At 64.4% G+C, this 18,863-nt stretch carries 12 protein-coding genes; 4 read left to right on the forward strand and 8 right to left on the reverse strand.

Annotation, left to right across the window (positions count from 1 at the left end; translation table 11 throughout):
- Positions 1-29 precede the first annotated feature (29 nt).
- Positions 30-1,160 (reverse strand): thiamine pyrophosphate-dependent dehydrogenase E1 component subunit alpha, encoded by a 1,131-nt coding sequence (locus VT84_RS03750; protein ID WP_052553313.1) that lies wholly within the window; start codon positions 1,158-1,160, stop codon positions 30-32.
- Positions 1,161-1,830: 670 nt separating this feature from the next.
- Entirely contained in the window at positions 1,831-4,941 is a 3,111-nt protein-coding gene (locus VT84_RS03755) for a PVC-type heme-binding CxxCH protein (protein ID WP_082838563.1), read from the reverse strand.
- 330 nt (positions 4,942-5,271) lie between these two features.
- Between VT84_RS03755 and VT84_RS03760 the strand changes: the two genes are divergently transcribed.
- Together VT84_RS03760 and VT84_RS03765 are read left to right on the forward strand one after the other, a co-directional pair.
- The gene (locus VT84_RS03760; RefSeq protein ID WP_052553309.1) at positions 5,272-5,748 is read left to right on the forward strand and encodes an Hcp family type VI secretion system effector; all 477 of its coding nucleotides are present in this window, start codon (positions 5,272-5,274) and stop codon (positions 5,746-5,748) included.
- Positions 5,749-5,954: 206 nt separating this feature from the next.
- Positions 5,955-8,144, forward strand: coding sequence for a type VI secretion system Vgr family protein (locus tag VT84_RS03765; RefSeq protein WP_082838564.1), 2,190 nt, complete (start codon positions 5,955-5,957; stop codon positions 8,142-8,144).
- A 145-nt stretch (positions 8,145-8,289) separates the two neighbouring features.
- Here the strand turns inward: VT84_RS03765 and VT84_RS03770 are convergent, their stop codons facing one another.
- The 5 genes from VT84_RS03770 to VT84_RS03790 all read right to left on the reverse strand — a co-directional run bounded on the left by VT84_RS03770 (position 8,290) and on the right by VT84_RS03790 (position 14,188).
- Positions 8,290-9,888 (reverse strand): c-type cytochrome domain-containing protein, encoded by a 1,599-nt coding sequence (locus tag VT84_RS03770; protein WP_082838565.1) that lies wholly within the window; start codon positions 9,886-9,888, stop codon positions 8,290-8,292.
- Between the two features lie 243 nt (positions 9,889-10,131).
- The gene (locus tag VT84_RS39930) at positions 10,132-10,749 is read right to left on the reverse strand and encodes a hypothetical protein (protein ID WP_204249850.1); all 618 of its coding nucleotides are present in this window, start codon (positions 10,747-10,749) and stop codon (positions 10,132-10,134) included.
- A 104-nt stretch (positions 10,750-10,853) separates the two neighbouring features.
- Positions 10,854-11,543, reverse strand: a complete 690-nt coding sequence (locus tag VT84_RS40450) for a hypothetical protein (RefSeq protein WP_239465669.1) — start codon at positions 11,541-11,543, stop codon at positions 10,854-10,856.
- Between the two features lie 16 nt (positions 11,544-11,559).
- A complete protein-coding gene (locus VT84_RS40455) occupies positions 11,560-12,228 on the reverse strand; it encodes a hypothetical protein (protein ID WP_239465671.1) in 669 nt (222 codons plus the stop codon).
- A gap of 4 nt (positions 12,229-12,232) precedes the next feature.
- Entirely contained in the window at positions 12,233-14,188 is a 1,956-nt protein-coding gene (locus tag VT84_RS03790) for a YjhG/YagF family D-xylonate dehydratase (protein WP_082838566.1), read from the reverse strand.
- Positions 14,189-14,360: 172 nt separating this feature from the next.
- Here VT84_RS03790 and VT84_RS03795 point away from each other — a divergent pair, with 172 nt between their 5' ends.
- Positions 14,361-15,521, forward strand: coding sequence for an aldose epimerase family protein (locus VT84_RS03795; RefSeq protein WP_082838567.1), 1,161 nt, complete (start codon positions 14,361-14,363; stop codon positions 15,519-15,521).
- 225 nt (positions 15,522-15,746) lie between these two features.
- Here the strand turns inward: VT84_RS03795 and VT84_RS03800 are convergent, their stop codons facing one another.
- Positions 15,747-16,565: a helix-turn-helix transcriptional regulator gene (locus VT84_RS03800; RefSeq protein ID WP_082838568.1), complete on the reverse strand. Its 819-nt coding sequence runs from the start codon at positions 16,563-16,565 to the stop codon at positions 15,747-15,749.
- Positions 16,566-17,383: 818 nt separating this feature from the next.
- Between VT84_RS03800 and VT84_RS03805 the strand changes: the two genes are divergently transcribed.
- Entirely contained in the window at positions 17,384-18,862 is a 1,479-nt protein-coding gene (locus VT84_RS03805) for an amidohydrolase family protein (RefSeq protein WP_082838569.1), read from the forward strand.
- The last annotated feature ends 1 nt before the right edge of the window (position 18,863 follow it).

An 18,863-nucleotide genomic window follows, 5' to 3' on the forward strand; every position in this document is an offset into this window, starting at 1 on the left:
TCCGAAATCCGGCCCCTCGTGGTGATGTCTTACTTCGCTCCGGGAAGACCGGTGAAATCTTTGGGATAAACTGCGTCCACCTCGCTCGCGGCGTAGGTGAAGGCGTACACGTCCTCGCGGGTCGGTTCATCTTCTTTCATTGTCGCGACGACGGCCTCGTCCGCTTCCGCCTTCGCCTCGTCCTTCATCGCGCGAACACCGTTGATGTCGATCGCGCCCGCGTCGATGAGCTTTTGCTCGAATGCGTTCAGCGGATCGACTTCGTTCCAGTTGCGCTGGGCGCCGCTCGAAGACGAGTGCCCGTGCAACCGGCTCACCATCGCTTCGAGCAGGAACGGCTTGCGCTCGCGCCGGCAGTACCGCATCGCGCGATCGATGCCGTGCCACGCCGCGATCGGGTCGGTGCCGTCGATCGTCTCGTGGCGCACACCGTAAGGGACCGCCCGGTCCGCGATCGGCCGGTGCGTGTGAACGGTATCGAGGTCGGTCGAGATCCCGTACCGGTTGTTGGTCACCAGCATCAGCACCGGCAGTTCCATACCGGGCCGCGTGCTCCAGTTGAGGCAAGTCTCGAAGTCGCCTTCCGCGGTACCCGCTTCGCCCCCCACGACGACGCTGATCCCCTCGCTCTCGTGCGGGTTCTTCAGTCCGTGGCGCTTCTGGACGAGCGCCGTACCGGGCGCCATCGCGAACTGCACCTCGATCACGCTCGTCACCGGAACGACGTTCCACTCGGGAATGCTGTAGTGGCCGACGAAGTTGCGCCCGCGAGAGTGCCGGTCGGTCCACCGCATCGCGAGTTGCCGCGTGTGCTCGATCATGGGCATCCCCATCGCGAGCATGACCCCGGCGCTGCGGTAGTGGAGGTGCAGGTAATCGTGAGCGGGACCGCGGCCCTTGTTGATTTGAAGTCCGAGGCAGACGTTGAAGGCCTCTTCGCCCGGCCCGCCTATCCAGAAGTAGGCCTCCCCGGACTTGGACATCTTGATGCTGCGCTCCTCAAGAGCGCGCGTGCGGAGCATCTGACGAAAAACCGTGAGCGCGACCTCGACCGACATGACGTCGCGACCCGAGCGGATCGCGGACGGTGCTGCGGTGCGTGTGCCGCGCCGCAGCAGCGCGTCCTCAATATCGGGCGGATCCTCGTTTGATTCCGGCATGTGGAATACTCCCGGCAGAGGTCGGTTTTGGAGAGGAGGGACCGACCAGGGTCCGAAAACGACAGTGATCCGGGCTTTCGTTGATATTAAGTGTTTCGGCAGCGATTGTCGGGGGAACGCCCACAGCAGGAATCGGGCCGAAACGCAAAATACCAAATATCAAGCACCAAACACAACGCTGAAGAAATCCTAGACGACGGGCGCGTCGCGCGATTCGGCAAACTGTGCGGAATACGCGAGCAGGGCTGTACTGTTGCGAAATCGAAACGCGCCCCGCTAACTGTCTATCGACATTATACACCTCGGGCTGCTGCGCCGTCGGGCAGATTGCGGTTTCCGAACGCGGCCGATAGGAGATAAAAACCGCCCGTCACGCACAAGAGCAACTGGAACCGAGACCTTCCGCGGTGTTAGTTCCGAGTGCACGGGCGGGCCGCGAAATGCGTTGAAAACCGCGCTAAGATCCCGCCCGTGAACATGATCGGTACAAACTCTAACGCGCATCCACCAACAACTTGCACTGCCGATGCCCGCCGAGAAACAACTTCGGGTAGAGCGTGCGCCGCCCGGACGATTTACGAACCGTCCGGGGCAGCGGACGCCCTCTCTCCAATACTCACTCGTTAGACGTGCCGCGCGTACCCGCGACACGCTCGTTGTTCTCCTGCGCTCACTTCTTCGGCGGGTCTTTCGCTTTTTGATCGAGCAAGTACGCGATGATGTGATAGAAGTCGACTTCGGGAATCACATCACTGAAGTTCGCGGGCATTGCGGAGAGCAACGTTTCGCGGTTCAGCGTGATCTCCTTGAGCGGGATACGTTTCTCCTTGCCCTCCAGGTCCGCGACCACCAGCACCTCGCCCTCGACCCGGAGCATCAGCGCGGTGATGGTGCGATCGTCGCTCGTGGTGATCGACCGCGCGCGGAACGCCTGATCGACGTTACGGTTCGGGTCGAGCACGTCTTCGAGCAGGCGCTCCACCCCTCGAACGCCGATGCCATCGAGCTGCGGGGCGATCTTCCCGCCCTGGTCGCCGATCTTGTGGCACGCGGCACAGTGCTTCGCGAACAGCTTCGCGCCTTCAACCCTATCGGCCTTAGCGGACGCGAACCCGGTCGCGCGCTTCTTGATGAGGTCCGCGAGCCGCTGGTCCGCGGGCGGAAGCCCCTTCGTTAAGTCCGCGACCTGTTTCTCCCAGTTCGGCACGCCGGACGCTTTCAGCCGTTCGACCACGGCCTTTTCCTGGAGCAACCGCTGCGGCGCCTGCCCTTGCTTAACCGCGGTAAGAAGAACGTCCGCACCGCCTTTTGTGCCCGCGAGGTTCAGAGCGATCTGCACCGCGATCCGGTACGGCACGCCTTTCATCCCGTCACGAGCTTCGACTTGCGCCCCGGGAACGTTGGACGCTGCGAAGGCGATCAGGAACCCCGCACGCACGGACTCGGACGTGGTCGGTTCCGCCAGTTGCTTTCGCACCGCATTAATACTCTCCGCCGGCGCGTACCGGAGCAGCACTTCCGCCGCCCCGATGCGGATCTCGTCCGACACCTTCGAGCTGGCCACCGCGGACGCGAGGGCCGTCACGGATTGAGGTGTTAATTTCGGTCCATTCGCTCCGCGCTCGGCAACGGTGGGAAGTGCATTAAGCACTCGCAGTCCCCAAACCGCGCGAATGACACCCGCGGGAGGGAGGCCCGCCGCAAAATCACTCGCGTGAACCGCGCTCTGCGCGTGCTCCAACAGGTGTTTCGTCGCATCGGCGCCGAGTTTTGCTCCACGAGCCTGCACCCCCTTAAACGCGGCAACGACCGCGTCCGCGTTCGGCGGCGACGACAGCGACTTGAACAGAGTCTCTTCGTCCTCAGTGCCGCCGTAACGGGCGACGTGTTCGGCCGCGGGCGGCAACCGGTCCGCAGACAGCTTCCGCGTGCTGATCTGAGACAGGAGGTACTTGGCCGCGTCGCGGCTGGTGATCGCGAGGGCCATGTCCGCGTAAACGGCCTTGTACTCCGTCGGCCACCCCTTCGGGTCGTCGCGGAGGCAGTTCCGCAGCGCGATCCGGGCCGCCTGCCTTAACAGCACGTCGTCCGCCGGGCACTTCCGCAGCACCTCGACGAGCGGTTCCACGAACTCCGCGTGCGGGTGCAGGGCTACCGTTTCGACCGCGGCCCGCGTTTGGTGAGCCGAGTCGGACGATTTGAGAGCTTCGAGCAGGATCGCGCGTTCGTCCTTGTCCCACTTCGGGCGGCTCGAAAGCGCGCGAATCAGGTGCCCGGTCTGTTGATCGGATTTAACACCCACGTCCTTGTGAATCGCCCGCAGCAATTCGTAATCTTTTGCCGCCAGCGGTTGCGGGCGCGCCTCGGAGATGAACGCGCTCCAGCCGATCACCGAGGCTGCGAGTTCCGGGTTCTTTGCCAGCTTGTCGCCGGGGACGCCCCCCTTCAGATTTCCCTCGGTCGCGCGGCGCCGGAGTTGGTGCCCCGCGAAGAACCGCACCGCCAGGTTCGGGTGGAACAGGTCGTCCATCAATTCCGCGTCCGTCGCGGTCGTGAAATCGGCGCGGTGGAACTTCGGCGCGGGCGCCTTCTTGTCCTTGCCGGTCCACACGATGCGCCAGATGCGTGCGCGGTCTTTATCGCGGCGCGGGTCTTTGAGGTCCACTTCGTAGTGACCGATGATCTTGTTGTAAAAGTCCGCCACGTACAGTGCGCCGTCCGTGCCGAGCTTGATGTCCACCGGGCGGAACCACCGGTCCGTGCTCGTCAGGAAGTCGGGCTGCTCGATCGCGACCGGGGTCGATCCCTTCCACACGATCTTGTCGGAGCTGATGCAGTTGCTGACCACATCGCCGAGGAGCATGGTGCCCTTGTACTCCGCCGGGAACTGGTTCGCGTCGTACCACACCAGCCCGCACAAGCCGGTGCTCTTGTGCGGGTGCGCGGTGACGTGCGGGGTGAACCCCAGCCCGTCGTGCGGCTTACCGAAGCTCTCGTAGTACGCGCCCGGAACGAGTTGCGTGATCGGCTTCGAGTGGCAGTCGGCCGTGTAGAGGTTGAACCACGGGTCGACCGCGATCCCGAACGGGTTCACTTGCCCGCGGGTCCAGACCTCGAGCCGCGAACCGTCCGGTCGGAACCGGAACGTGTTCCCGGAGTTCATTTTCACCTCGTGGCCGTCCCTCCCTCGCACGGTGCTGTCGTTCGCGAACCCGTGGCAGGAGTACACCCACCCGTCCGGCATGAGCGTGTACGAGTTGTACATCCCGTGCGTGTCGCGGGAGCCGAACCCGCTGAACAGCACCTCCATCTTGTCGCCCTTACCGTCGCCGTCGGTGTCCGTGTACTTGCGGATCTCACCGACGCTCGACACGATGCAGCTCTTGCAATCCGGGAGCGGCAGAATTCCGATAGGGATGTTCAGATCGTCCGCGAAGACCTGCACCTTCCCGGCCTTGCCGGTTTTCGAGTCGAAATCGGAGAGGACGAACAGTTTGTCGGTGGGCTTGCCCTGGGGCACGAACGGGTAGTGGTACGAGGTCGTCACCCACATCCGGCCCTTCGCGTCGAAGGCCATCTGCATCGGCTTCTGGATATCGGGTTCACTGGCAACGAGTTGCACATCGAACCCGGCGGGCACGGTGAACGCCTTCCGCTCCTCCGCGGGTGTGAGGGCGTCGGTGGGGGCCATCAGGTGGGGGGGCAGGTCCGGGGGCTTTGGCTGCGCGAGTGCCGGCAGCGCGAGTACGAGTAACGAGGCCACTGAGAGAGGGAACCGCATAACGTCGGATCTCCGCGAAAAGTGCTAACGAGGAAGACCCAGATTAGACCACCTCGCGTCTCAGAACAAAAGCCCTTCCTGCACAGTTCCAACACGGTGCGACGAAATGGGGGAGTGGGTAATTTCGACCTCCGAACTCGGAACTGTTCAACCGAGAACTTGAAGCCTCACGGAGCGAAGTGTGATTTTCGGACCGGCAGAAAAAATCAGTGATAGGATCACGCGGGCCGGGCCGTAACTTAGGCATCCAACGCGGGCCACGAGTCAACGGCCCGAAAAAACAAACGGTTCGAGTCCGGGGTGCTTCACCCCACAACTGAGGAGAAGGTTATGCCGGTTTACGTCAAGTACGGGAAGATCGTCGGGAACGTGACCGAGACGAATCACAAGGATTGGGTGGAAGTGAGCAGCTTCCAGTGGGGTGTGGGGCGCGGGATCGGGTCACCGGTCGGGAAGTCCGCGAACCGCGAGGCGTCCGCCCCCTCGGTCAGCGAGATCGTGGTCTCTAAGGAAATGGACAAGTCCAGTTTCGCCTGGCTCCAAGAGGCGCTCACCGGCAAGGGTGTAGAATGCACCATCCACTTCTGCTCAACTGACGGTAAGAACCTCCGCATGTACGCGGAATACAAACTGACCAACTGTATGGTGAGCGGGTACTCGTTGTCGAGCGGCGGCGACCGGCCGACCGAGAGCCTCTCGATCAACTTCACCAAGATCGAATACGCCTTCAAGGAATACGGCCAGGACAACTCGGTGACCGACAGCCCGCGCGTGTCCTACGACCTGGCGACCGCGGCCGCCGCGTAAGCAGGTGGTGCCGAGTCGAACGTCAGGAAGGTCGAAAGTCGTAAAGTCGAAGGTACCAACCACATTGGTCTTCGACTTTACGACTTTCGACCTTCCTGACGTTCAATCGCCCGGCCACGCGACTCGCAGTGCTCCCGATTTATGACGTTCGACCCGGCAACCGATTTTACGACTTGCGATTCCGAAAGATTGGGACGCGGAACGACATGCCCCTCACACAGAAGCGCCGACTCGTCACGCTCACGACCCCGCTCGGGGCCGATGCGTTCGTCGTCACCGGGTTCCGCGGGCGCGAGCGCGTCTCCGCGCCGTTCGAGTTCACGCTCGATCTGGTTTCGGAGAACCTGACGGTCGCGGCGGCCGATCTGGTCGGTAAGGCGGTCGGGTGGACCATCAACATGCCCGACGATTCCCCGCGCCCGTTCCACGGGTTCGTGCGGAAACTGGTCGCGGGCGAAACCGCGGACCGCGGTTTGCGCCGGTACCGCGCCGAAGTGGTCCCCTGGCTGTGGTTCCTCACGCGCACCACGGACTGCCGTATCTTCCAGAACATGACCGTGGACGCGATCATCACGAGCACCTTCGACCGGCTCGGGCTCACCGACTACAAGAAGAAGCTCCAGGGGACGTACCCGACGCGCGAGTACTGCGTGCAGTACCGCGAGACCGCGTTCGCGTTCGTGTCGCGGCTCATGGAAGAGTACGGGATCTACTATTTCTTCGAGTTCAAAGAGGGGCAACACACGCTGGTCCTGGCCGACTCGAACTCGGTCACGTTCGACTGCGCCCCGCACGGCACAGTCGAGTACCGCCCGGACATGCCCGGCGCAGAAAGCGTGTCGAGTTGGGACCGGCGGTTCGCGTTCCGCTCGGGAAAAATTACCCACACCGACTACAACTTCGAGACGCCGGACACGAACCTGCTGAAGGACGTAGACACCAACCTTTCGCTCACCGGCATCGGCAAGTTCGAGCTGTTCGACTACCCGGGCGGGTACCCGGTCGCGGGCGACGGTACCGCGCTCGCGAAGTCGCGTATGGAGGAAGTGGAGGCCGGGTACGACACCGCGACCGGTTCGAGCCGGTGCTCGTCTTTTACTCCCGGGGGCAAGTTCACCCTGGAGAAGCACCCGTCCGACAACGGCAGTTACGTGTTCCTCGAGGTGGAGCACAACGCGAGCGAGGATTGGGCCGGGGGCGGCCCCGGCATGGCCGATTACTCGAACTTGTTCGTCGTTATCCCTACGGCCCGGCCGTTCCGCCCCGCGCCAACGACCCCGCGCCCCCGGATCTCCGGGGCACAGACGGCCGTGGTCGTCGGCATGAGCGGGGAGGAGATTTACACCGACAAGTACGGCCGCGTGAAGGTGCAGTTCTTCTGGGACCGGCTCGGCAAAAAGGACGAGAACAGTTCGTGCTGGATCCGCGTGTCCGAGATGTGGGCGGGCAAGCAGTGGGGCATGGTCTTCACGCCCCGGATCGGCCAGGAGGTGGTGGTCGAGTTCCTGGAGGGCGACCCGGACCGCCCGCTCATCACGGGCCGCGTGTACAACGCCGAACTGATGCCGCCCTACGCGCTGCCCTCCAACATGACCCAGAGCGGTTTGAAAACGCGCTCCAGCAAGGGGGGCGGGACCGAGGACTTCAACGAACTGCGGTTCGAGGACTTGAAGGGCAAGGAGGACATTTACTTCCACGCGCAGAAGGACTTCCACCGGTTCGTGGAGAACGACGACGACCTGAAGGTCGAGCACGACCAGTTCATTCAGATCAAGAACAATCGCACGCTCACGGTGCAAAAGGGCTACGAAAAGATCACCATCGAAGAGGGCGACCGCGACCGAACGGTCTCGAAGGGCAACGACACGCTGCTCGTGAGCAAGGGCAACCGCAGCGTCACGGTGTCCGAGGGCAACGAATCATTGACCGTGAGCAAGGGCACGCGCACCGTCGACGTGAAATCCGACTACACCGTGACCGTGCAAGAGGGGAACCGCGGCATCACGGTGTCCAAGGGCAACGACACGCACACGATCACGAAGGGCAACCGCGTGGTGGGCGTCGACACGGGCAACGACACGTTGACCGTCGCAAAGGGCAATATCGGTATCAAGGCGACCGCGGGCAGCATCGAGATCCAAGCCGGAACGTCGATCACGCTGAAGGTGGGCGCGAACAAGATCGTCATCGATTCGAGCGGGGTTTTGATCGACGCCGCAAAGGTGACGCTCAAAGCCAGCGCGGGTTCGGTGGAAGTCGCCCCGGCCGGCGTGACCGTGAAGGCGCCGAACGTGAACCTGAAGGGCGACGCTCAAGTGAAGGTAGAAGGCCCAATGGTCGCGGTCGAAGGCGCCGGGGTAACGACCGTGAAGGGCGGTCTCGTGCAAATCAACTGAATCTTCCGCCCGCGACTGCGCCCAAGGCGCGGGCGGGGCCGCATGGAAATCAACCTGCTCCGTAACCGGCGTGCCGGTTCGCACCATCGAGAACGGGTTGGGTTGTTTGTGCCGCTCTCGCGATACGGTCCAACAGCAGTTGGTATCATTTCCACACCGGTTCGGGCAACTTCACTCCTCGTGCGGCTTGTCCCACCTGGCCGGCGTCTCTCAGTGGGGCGAGTAGTTTCGGGTCCGTGACCGCTTTTCCGGTAGCCTTCCACGACGCCTTCTCAAGCAGCGCATCCTGACCCGCAACGTATCCCTCCGGTGCCAGGGACACCCACGCGCCGTCCGCCCCCGACCACAATGTGACCAACAGGCGCGCGTCGGTCGCGTCCCACAACTTCACCACACCATCAGCGCCACCACTCGCGATACGTTTCGCGTCGGCGTCCACCGCGACCGCGAAGACCACCGAACCGCTTTGCATCGCCTTGATTTGCGCGGCGGTCTTCGGGTTGAGCGTGCGAATCGTGCCGTCCCCGCCGGCTGTTACGACGAGCGTTCCCTTCGGGTCGATTGCGATCTCGTGCGTGGACGTGCCCGGCCCGCCCGCTCGACGCTGACGCTCGGCCGTTTTGGGGTCGTACCAGCTCACGAGCGGATCGAGTCCCGCGGCCATGACTTGTCCGTTTGTCGGGTTGACCGCGACCGCGAGCACCTCCTGGTCGGTACTGCTGAGCGTGAACAGCCCTTTCCCGGTGGCGGCATCGACGATGCGTCCGGTGCGGTCCTTGCTCGCGGTCGCGTACCAGGAACCGTCCGGACCGAAGCTGACCGCGTGTACGAAGTCGGAGTGCCCGGTGTAGGCGTGGAGCGGCTTCGCTTCTTTGATGTCCCACAGCCGGACCGTTTTGTCGAAACTGGCGCTCACCAGTTTGCTGCCGTCCGCGGAGAACGACACGCTCGACACCGTATCGAGGTGCCCGCCGAGTGCGTGTAAGAGCTTCCATTCGGTCGTATCGAAGAGTCGCAAGTCCCCGCGCGCCGAGGGCTGCCCGCCCGCGACCGCGAGCAGTTTGCCGTTCGGCGAGAACTTCAGGTCGTTTACCGCGCCGAGAACGTTTGTGAGTACCTTCGCCGGCTTCGCGCTGGCGAGATCCCAGATCGTGACGCGACCGTAAACGCCGCTCGCGAGCCACTTCCCGTCCGGGCTGAACGCGACGGCCGCGACCGGCGGGAGCGGCCCGACCGGGAGCGTGAGTTCGAGCGGCCCCGGCAACTTCGCGGTTCGAGGTAGTGTGGCTTTCGTACTGAAAACGACGTCGATCTTGCGCGTGAGGCGTGCCGGCCCCGTTGTGGCCGTTCCCGCGCTGTCAGCGGGCTTCGTGCCCTCCGGGGCACCGACCGCGACCCATTTGCGGATGGTCGCGATCTCGTCGGCAGACAACGGATCCGCATCCAGCGGCATCGCGCGCTTTTTGTCTTTTGCAGTGAGTAGAGTTACGATCAGTGACTCATCCGGTTTGCCCGCAACGAGCACGGTCACCTTGCCGCCTTTGCCGCCCTTCCGAATGTTGTCCGGCTTGTCGAGCGCGAGGCTCGCTGAGAGGTCCGGTTCGTCGAGCCGGCGCTCGCTGTGACACACGACGCAGTGCTTGCGCAGAATGGGCCGCACGTCCTGCCAGTACGTCGGGTCCGCGGACCGGGATTCGCCACGAAGGGCACAGAGGGCACACACCACAAACAGGAACCGGAGCATGCGTGCTCCTTCGGGGATAACGACAGGCGGGTATTGGCGGTCGGTATCGGCTCGATGCCTATTTGGTGAACCCCGTCCGCAAGGGCGGTGGGTGAAGTACAAGGGGCGAGCACATGCACGGTCGAACAACCCGCCGCCCTTGCGGGCGGGGTTCACCACCTCAACCCGCGCCGACAGGCCATCACCGGCCGGCGTCCAGCAACCTTATCGCAATCGCCGGTTCGATGCGCCCCCGATTTGCGTTCAGTTCCGTTCCAGCACCAGATCGAGCACCCAGCACCCGCGCACGTGTTCGCCCGGCTTGCGGCAGTGGTTCAGGATGTCGGCGTTGTCGCACCCGGCGTCCTGGAGCGCGTCCCCCAGAATCGGCATCGCGCTGAAGTCCTTCGACTCGTACATCTGGCGCGCGAGCAGCACGGCGGTTTCCGTGCGCCACGACTTGTCGAACATCCACCCGCGGCGCGGGACACCCTTGCGTGTACGACCGAGCGTGAACGGGTTGCCGAACACCTCGTGCAGTACCCAGATCGCGCGTTTCTTTGCGGGGCCGCCTTTTTTCCATCCTGCGGGCGCGCGAAGGGTACTCATGAACCCTTCCCGAACCCGGTGGTTGAAGAACACGAGTGCGAATCCCCTGGCGGCGTCGGCCGGGTAAACGCCGCTGTCGGCCCACTCTTCAACGCGCGCCGCACGGCTGCGCAACAGCTCGCACTGGGCGTCTGTTTCGAGCCGGTGCGACTGCCAGTTCCAGAACGCGGCCATGTACAGCCGCAGCACCCGCGCACTGGCGCGGCGCTTCGCCCGCACGAACTCGCCCATCACGGCCGGGTCTTTCGATTTCAACCATTCGGCTTCGGTCATGAAGGAACCTCACGCATGACCCAATAGCGAATCTCTCGCACGCGAACCTGAATGGACGACAACAGTTCAGAACGTTACCACGAAGAGAGGTACTCGGGCATTCGTCACCCTTTGCCGAGTATCAAGGCCGCGCACCAACAGCAAGAAAGGTGCGGGCCGGGGCCTCGCAGGTGGTCCAATATTGTGCCGTCCTCGCACCCTGCGTCCTGAAGCGCGTCGGCCAAAATGGGCAGCGCGGAGACGTCGCCGGAGTCACCCGTTCGGGCCAGTGCGAGCGCTGTGAGCGTGAGCCACTCGGGATCGCAGGTGTGCGCGTGAAACGGGTTCCCCGCAGCGCACCGCAAGGAGAACACTTGCTCGCGGACGACGTGCTCGGCCACCTCCCAGAACCGGAACCGGAGGTCGTACACGGACCTCGCGCTGGCCGGGGTGCGCGGACCGTACACGCGGTCCTGGGCGACGGCGCGCCCCGCGACCAGCGCCGCGGTCGTCCAGTCGTTAAACTGGAGCGCTTGGGCCGCGTCCTCGGCGTGGTTCGCCGCGCTACCGTGCGTGAAGCTCGTACTGAACCCGGGCGAGTAAGCGTACCACGTGTGCTCGATCACGCGCCCCGGTTCGGCGGCTTGCACCCGGTACTGTTCGACGCCCCGGCGGGTCGCGTCGGTCAGCAGGTGTAGTGTCTGGTCGACCCAAAACAGCGCGTAGGAGCAGAGCCGCCGGCCGCTTACCCGGCGCCGCGCGTAGTCGAGCAGCCCGAACAGGTGCGTCGATTCGAGCCACTCCACTTCGGTCACGCGAATCCCCTCAATATCACTCCTTCCCCAATAGTAGGTCAACAATCCAGCACCCGCGCACGTGAACCTGCTTCGGGTCACGGCAGTGGGTCAAAAGGACATCGTCCTCGCACCCGGCCTCCTGGAATGCGTCGGCCAGAATGGGTATCGCGCTGAAGTCGCGTGACTCGTACATCTGCGCCGCAAGCGCGATGGTAGTTGACGTGCGCCATTCCGAAGAGAAAACGCACGGGCGAAACGGGTTAACAAAAATGTCGCGAAGTAGCACGCAATGGCGCCGGCGCTCCTGCAGCCCTTCGATATACGACCGGCGCTGAAACGCAATCGCGACATTTTCCGATGAAGCGAATGAAGGTGAGTTGGCCGTCAAAACTGCTCTCGCTGCGACGATGCGAGCCCCCCGGAGCGGATCATCTCGACGACGCCACAAGTGCCGGATCGCGTCTCGTACTGCTTCTTCCTCACGATGAAACGACCGAAGCGTATTGCGCCCCCCGTCCGCCATATGCGCTTCTAACTCTTCGAGAAAGTGCGCACACCGCTCGTCATTGATCAAGTCACGGGCGCGACCGATGCACGCGAGATTAAAGTGAATCCAGCGGCGGGGAGAGTAGCGCCCCAAGCCCTTCAGCACGTGACGCATGTGAACCCGAGAACCGCTCGTAAACCACTCCGCTTCGGTCATTCTCTCACCGCCCCGCCAGTTTCGCCGCGATCAGGTCCGGATCGTACACGCAGCCGCCCCACACGCCGCCGCTCGCGTGCTGGAGCGCGGCCCACAAGCGGGTGTCCGCGGGCAGTGCCGGGTCCGGGGCCAGGTCGGGGCGCGGGGCGCGCGCTTGGAGTTCCGCGCCCCCCCATAACGGACCGTGATTGCCCGTCGCGTCGCCCACGAGGTCGATCGTGCCTTCCAGTTTGTTGCGGTCGATGATGATCTGCACGAGATCGCCGTCGCGCAGCTTGCCGATCGGCCCGCCCACGAGCGCCTCCGGGGAGACATGCCCGATGCACGCGCCCGTCGAAACGCCGCTGAACCGCGCGTCCGTAATCACCGCGACCTGCTTCCCCCACTTCAAGTGCTTCAACGCGGACGTCACCTGATAGGTTTCCTCCATTCCGCTACCCATTGGTCCGCGGCAACACAGCACGAGCACGTCGCCGGGAACGACCTTGCGCTCGCCTTCGCCCTTAATCGCCTTGATCGCGTCCTTCTCGCGGATGAACACCTTCGCCGGGCCGAGCTTCCGGTACACGCCGTCCTTGTCCACCACCGCAGGATCGATCGCGGTCGATTTGATGACACACCCGTCCGGTGCGAGGTTCCCGGTTGGGAACGTGACCGTGCTCGTCAGCCCGCGCTTGCGGGCCGCGTCCGGCGACATGATGACGGTATCCGGATCGACCCTATCGCGCGTGCGGAGCAGCTCGCGCAGCCGCGTGCGGCGCTCGGACTTCGCCCACCAGTCGAGGTTGCTGCCGAGCGTTTCGCCGCTCGCGGTGAGAGCGTCCAGTTCGAGCAGTCCGAGTTCGCGCAAGTGGAGCATGACTTCCGGGACGCCCCCCGCGAGGAACACCCGCATCGTGGGGTGGTTCATCGGCCCGTTGGGGAGCGCATCAACGAGGCGCGGAACTTTACGGTTGTAGAACGTCCAATCTTCGATCGTGGGGCGCTTGATGCCCGCATGGAACGCGATCGCCGGCGTGTGCAGGAGCAGATTCGTGCTGCCACCAAACGCCGCGAACACGGCGAGCGCATTCTTGAAAGCCGCTTCCGTGAGAATGTGCGGCGTGCGAATACCGCGATTCGTCATGTTGACCAGCGCGCGGGCGGACCGCGTGGCCATGTCGAGCCAGATCGGTTGGCCCGACGGTGCGAGCGCCGAGTGCGGTAAACTCAGCCCCAGTGCTTCGCCGATGACCTGCGACGTGGCCGCGGTCCCGAGGAACTGGCACCCGCCGCCGGGCGAAGCGCAGGCGTGGCACCCGGCGTCCGCGGCTTCCTCGATGGTCATTTCGCCGTGCGCGTACCGCGCGCCGATCGTCTGCACCTTCCCCGTGTCCTCGTGGTCCGCTTCTCCCGCGAGCATTACCCCGCCGGGTACCAGAATCGTGGGGTGATCGTGTTGCGACGCCAGCGCCATCATCATGGCGGGCAACCCCTTGTCGCACGTCGCGATGCCCATCACCCCCGCCCGCGTGGGGTGCGAGCGCATCAGCCGGCGCATCACCTGACTCGAATCGTTGCGGTACGGCAGGCTGTCGTACATCCCGGCCGTACCCTGGGTGCGCCCGTCACACGGGTCGGTGATCGCGCCCGCGAACGGGACGCACCGCAGTCGGGCGAACTCTTCGGCCGCGGCCTTCACCAGCAACCCGACCTCCCAGTGCCCGGAGTGGAACCCGAGCGCGATCGGCGTGCCGTCCTCGGCCCGCAGCCCGCCGTGCGTGCTGAGGATGGTGAACTCTTTGCCGCCGAGCAGCGCCGGGTTCCAGCCCATCCCGACGTTCTGCGTCCACCCGAACAGGTTTCCGCTCGGGGAGTGGCGGAGGAGTTCGTCGGTGAGCGGCAGCGCGCCCTTCGGCCCGCTCCCGGTGGTGACGATTTGGTACGCGGACTCGGGCGTGTCGAGGACATCGGACGGCATCGAAAGCTCCAAAGCCAGCGGCGGCACAAAAAAGCACACCGGGCTACAAATGGGGAGACGCGAGCGTTCACTGTTTCATTATGGGCTTTTTGCGCTTCTTTGGGGCCATTCTCTAGCTTGGCCTTTGAGGTTGGATACCATGTCCCCACCCCATTTCGCTTCCGGAGGACTCATGCGAACTCTCCCCGCTCTCTGTATCACGCTCGCACTGACCGCGGGTGCGTCCGCCCAACCGAAGGCCGGCACCGGGCCGGCGTTCGAGGAAACCAAGTTCGGTGCCCTTCCCGCGCCCGCGGACAACAACAAGAAGGGGCCGACGAACGTCTCCCAGTACACGCTCACGAACAAGAACAACGTGGTGCTGAAGTGCATCGACTACGGCGCGATCATCACCGAGCTGCACGTCCCGGACAAGAACGGTAAGTTCGCCGACGTGGTGCTCGGGTTCGACAACCTCGACGGGTACCTGAAGGGGCACCCGTACTTCGGCACGAACGCGGGGCGCTGCGCGAACCGCATCGCGAACGCGAAGTTCACGCTCGAAGGCAAGGAATACAAGCTGTTCGCGAACAACGAACCGCACACCCTGCACGGGGGCAAAGAGGGGTTCGACAAGAAGGTGTGGCAGGGCAAAGCGAGCCTGACCGCGACCGGCCCGAGCGTGACGTTCAAGCGCACCAGCCCGGACGGGGAAGAGGGCTACCCCGGCGCGCTCGCGGTCGAGGTGACGTACACGCTGACCGATAACAACGAACTCGTGATCGACTACCGCGCGACCACGAACAAGACGACCCTCTGCAACCTCGCGCACCACAGCTACTTCAACCTCGCGGGCCACAACAGCGGCGACATTAAGGGCCACGAGGCCACGATCGCCGCGAAGAACTACACCCCGGCCGACGAGACGCTGATCCCGACGGGCAAGATCGCCCCGGTCGCGGGCACCGCGTTCGACTTCACGAAGGCCAAGACGATCGGCGCCGATCTGGAGAAGGCCGGCGGGAAGCCGGTCGGGTTCGACCTGAACTACGTGCTCGACAAGGGCACCACCGGGCGCCCGGAACTGGCGGCCCGCGTGGTCGAGCCGAAGAGCGGCCGCGTGCTGGAAGTGCTGTCCACCGAACCGGGGCTCCAGTTCTACACGGGCAACTTCCTCGACGGCACGAACAAGGGCAAGGGCGGCGCGGAGTACAAGCAGTACAACGGGTTCTGCATGGAAGCGCAGAAATTCCCGGACTCGATCAACAAGGCGGAGTGGAAGGACAAGTCGAACGTGGTCCTGAAGCCGGGCGAGACCTACAAGCAGACGACCGTGTATCACTTCAAATGGTGAGCAATTCTTCCGCCCGGAACGCCCCGGAAGACGGGGCGTTTTTACTTGTCAGGGCTATCTGTGGCGGTTTTCTAAAAGCAATTCAATTTGCCGCACTCGCGCGCCCGGCGCTTCCAAGCACGCCGTGACACTTCGACCAGTTTCTGAACACACTTGACCCTGGGTCCGGTGCCTGCGATTTTACGCCCCCTCTCGAGCGCTTCGCGTGGAATAGCGGGATCGTAGCTATACGTCCCAGGCGCACCGGCTTGCCCACCCTCGATTTAACCACCGGGCCATGAGTTCCGGACGAGAAGTCACCCGGAAGTGCCGGTAAATCCTCTGGACGTATTCGCTGACCGTGTGCCGGCTGATCCCGAGGCGCGCCGCGATTTGCTTCTCGCTGTCCCCTTCGAGGAGGCTCCGGAGAACCCGGCGGATCGCCGGCGTGAGGTCGGTCGGAGCCGGGTCCGCGAACGCGGCCAGTGCGCCGCCCACGAGCGGAGCGATGAGGTCGTGGGACGCCTGAATGAGCGCCTTCTCGCGGGCCGAAAAATCGGGCGCTCCGATGGCCCGCATGACCAAGATCGCGCTGTGCTCGTCGGCGGAGGCGGGGCCGATCCGGTGGTTGCTCCACGTCAGGTGGTTGATCCCGATGACCCGGCAGATGTCTTGATAGTCGGGCGAACGGTCCCACTCCCGGTCCGCCATCACGTCGGACCGGGCCAACGCCTGTTCGCCCTCGGCGCGCACTCGGTCTAAGTACCGGGATTCGGCCGGGGAGTAGTCCGGGTTCCGGGCGTAAGCTTCGATCGAGCGCTCCCACCCGGTCGGGTCGAACCCGTGCTCGAAGCCCCAGGCGGCCACCCCGATGGTTCTCCCGGTCCCGACCAGAACCCCGGCCTTCTCGCCGCCGCAAACGAGATCCGCCCCGGTGAACCGCGCTAACAGGGCGAACCAGTGCGCGCGCCACGTGGTCGGGTCGTCGCCGAGGTCTCGGCACTCACCAGCGATCCGAAATAAGGACCGAATGTCGGACGAGCGAAGGCGAGCGGATTTTCCCATGCCCGATGAGATTTATGTGGGTGCTATTGAACACTACCTACATCAGGTAGCCGCTTTGAAATCTGGTGTAACAGCTCGTGGCGCAGTGCAACCGCACGTCTAATTGGGAGAGTATTGCCAAGAAATAGAATTACCTTGTCGTAGAGGCACACACAAGTGCAGAAATGAACGAGCGAATGAGAAGTATTGATCCGTAATTGGTTACATCCCGCACGATCCGGTTCTTCCGGCACCGGTCACCCCGCAATGAGTCGGCGTGAGGTGTTCGGGAACTGCCCTACTTCACGCTGCCACCCCGTTTCGCCTGCCGTTTATCGGACCGGGCGGGCGCGCTTCTGCGCCCGCTCCGCAGCGGGGGAAACCCCGGTACGGATACATGTTGCGCTGGCTACCCCTTAATTACGGGGGTCGACAGAAAACGTGATGGCGGTGTAATGTCCCGTAGCTTCACGGTGTGCTGCCGACTCGCGCAATAAGACGGCAGATTCGACATGCTTTGAGGACCGAACGTCACGTTTTTATCTCCGTAATTTGTTTGCCCCTGTGCGGTAAGCGAACTTCGTGTTCGCTTCCTACCCGAGTGTCGGCGGCTTCGCCCTCGCCGACGGTGCGGTCGCGCCCCTGGGGTTGTCCCGGGGCGCGACCCACCCCGAGCCCACGGCACCGGTGGACTCGGCAAGCGGCTTCAGTTTGTGCTCGGACGGCTCCGGTTCCGAGCGCGAGTGAATCGGTGATATCGGCCAGGAAAAGCACCCATACACGAATGATCGCGGTGAGCCGCGGTCCCATTACGTCCGCGCACCATTCTCGGAGTGGTCATGCGTTTCGCCCGTGTTTGCCGCCCCCGCGTGCTGCTCTTCGCATGTGCCCTCGTTGGGTTGGGGGCACTTGCCTGGGCGCTCCGCAATCTCGCGTCCGGCTCGTATGGGTCGGGTCCGGAGCCGAGCCCACCGGAACCTCGGTTCGTCGAGGCCACCCTCGCGATCTCGAACGTCACCGTCGTTGATGTGGTCGCCGGGCGTACCAAACCGAACATGACCGTGGCCGTGCGCGGGGAGCGGATCGTCGCGGTCGAGCCCACGGGCACCGTTCGCGTCCCCGACGGCGCGGGCGTCGTGGACGGGACGGGGCAGTTCCTGATCCCCGGGCTGTGGGACATGCACGCCCATGTCGCGGAAGAGGCGTCGGCGGCCGAGTTCCTCCGGTACGGGGTGACCGGGGCCCGGCACATGTTCAGTCTCAGTGCCGGGGTTCCGGACCCGAAGTTCGCGTCCCCGCCCGGCGCACCTCGGCCCCGGTTCGTGGCCACGTCTCACATGCTCGACGGCACGCGCACCGTGATCCCCTTCCCGCTGAACTTCCGGGTCCTTCGGGCCGACACCCCGGAGGACGCGCGCAAGCAGGTCCGCGCGCTCAAGGATCTCGGTGTTCCGTTCGTGAAGGTGTACCCGATGCTCCCGCCCGAGGCGTACTTCGCCGCGCTCGCCGAGGCCAAGGCGCAGGGGCTCCCGTTGGTCGGGCACGTGCCCCGAGGGGTGACCGCGACTCGAGCCAGCGCCGCCGGGCAGTACACGATCGAGCACCTCGACGGGGTGGCCGCGATGTGCTCCCCGATCGAGGACCGGTGCGCGGTCCGGCTCCGGGAGTCCGTTACCGCACCGAACCCGGACCCGCACGTCCACTGGAAGACCGAACTCGAGGCTCTCGATGCCTACGATCCCGCGCACGCGGCGGCCGGGTTCCGGGTGTTCGTGGAGAACGGCACGTGGCACGCGCCCACGCTCGTGCAGACGCGCGGGCTGACCCGGCTCGACGACCCGAAGGCGCTCGACCCGGAACTCGAGAAGAAGCTCCCGGCACTGGCGAAGTTCCTCTGGGTGCGCAAGTTCGAGCCCGACGGGGTGCGCCTGGTCAACGGACGCCGGTGGTACACGCACCAGGATCTGGCGCAACTCCGGCGCCTTCTGGACGGGGAGATCAAGCTCGTCGGGCGCATGCACGCGGCCGGGGTCCAGCTCCTGGCCGGGACCGACACGCCCAGCCCGCTGGTGCCCCCCGGGGCGTCGCTCCACGACGAACTCGAGCTGTTCGTGCGGGCCGGGCTGACTCCGGCCGAGGCACTGCGCACCGCGACCGTGAATCCGGCCTGGTGCTTAAAGCGGATCGCGGACCTGGGCGCGATCGAGCCGGGCCGGTACGCGGACCTGGTCCTCTTGACCGCGGACCCACTGGCTGACATCCGCAACACACGAGCGATCGGGGCCGTCTGGGTCGCGGGCCGAAAAGTGCCCCGGTGAT

Source organism: Gemmata sp. SH-PL17, from assembly GCF_001610855.1.
Taxonomy (GTDB): domain Bacteria; phylum Planctomycetota; class Planctomycetia; order Gemmatales; family Gemmataceae; genus Gemmata; species Gemmata massiliana.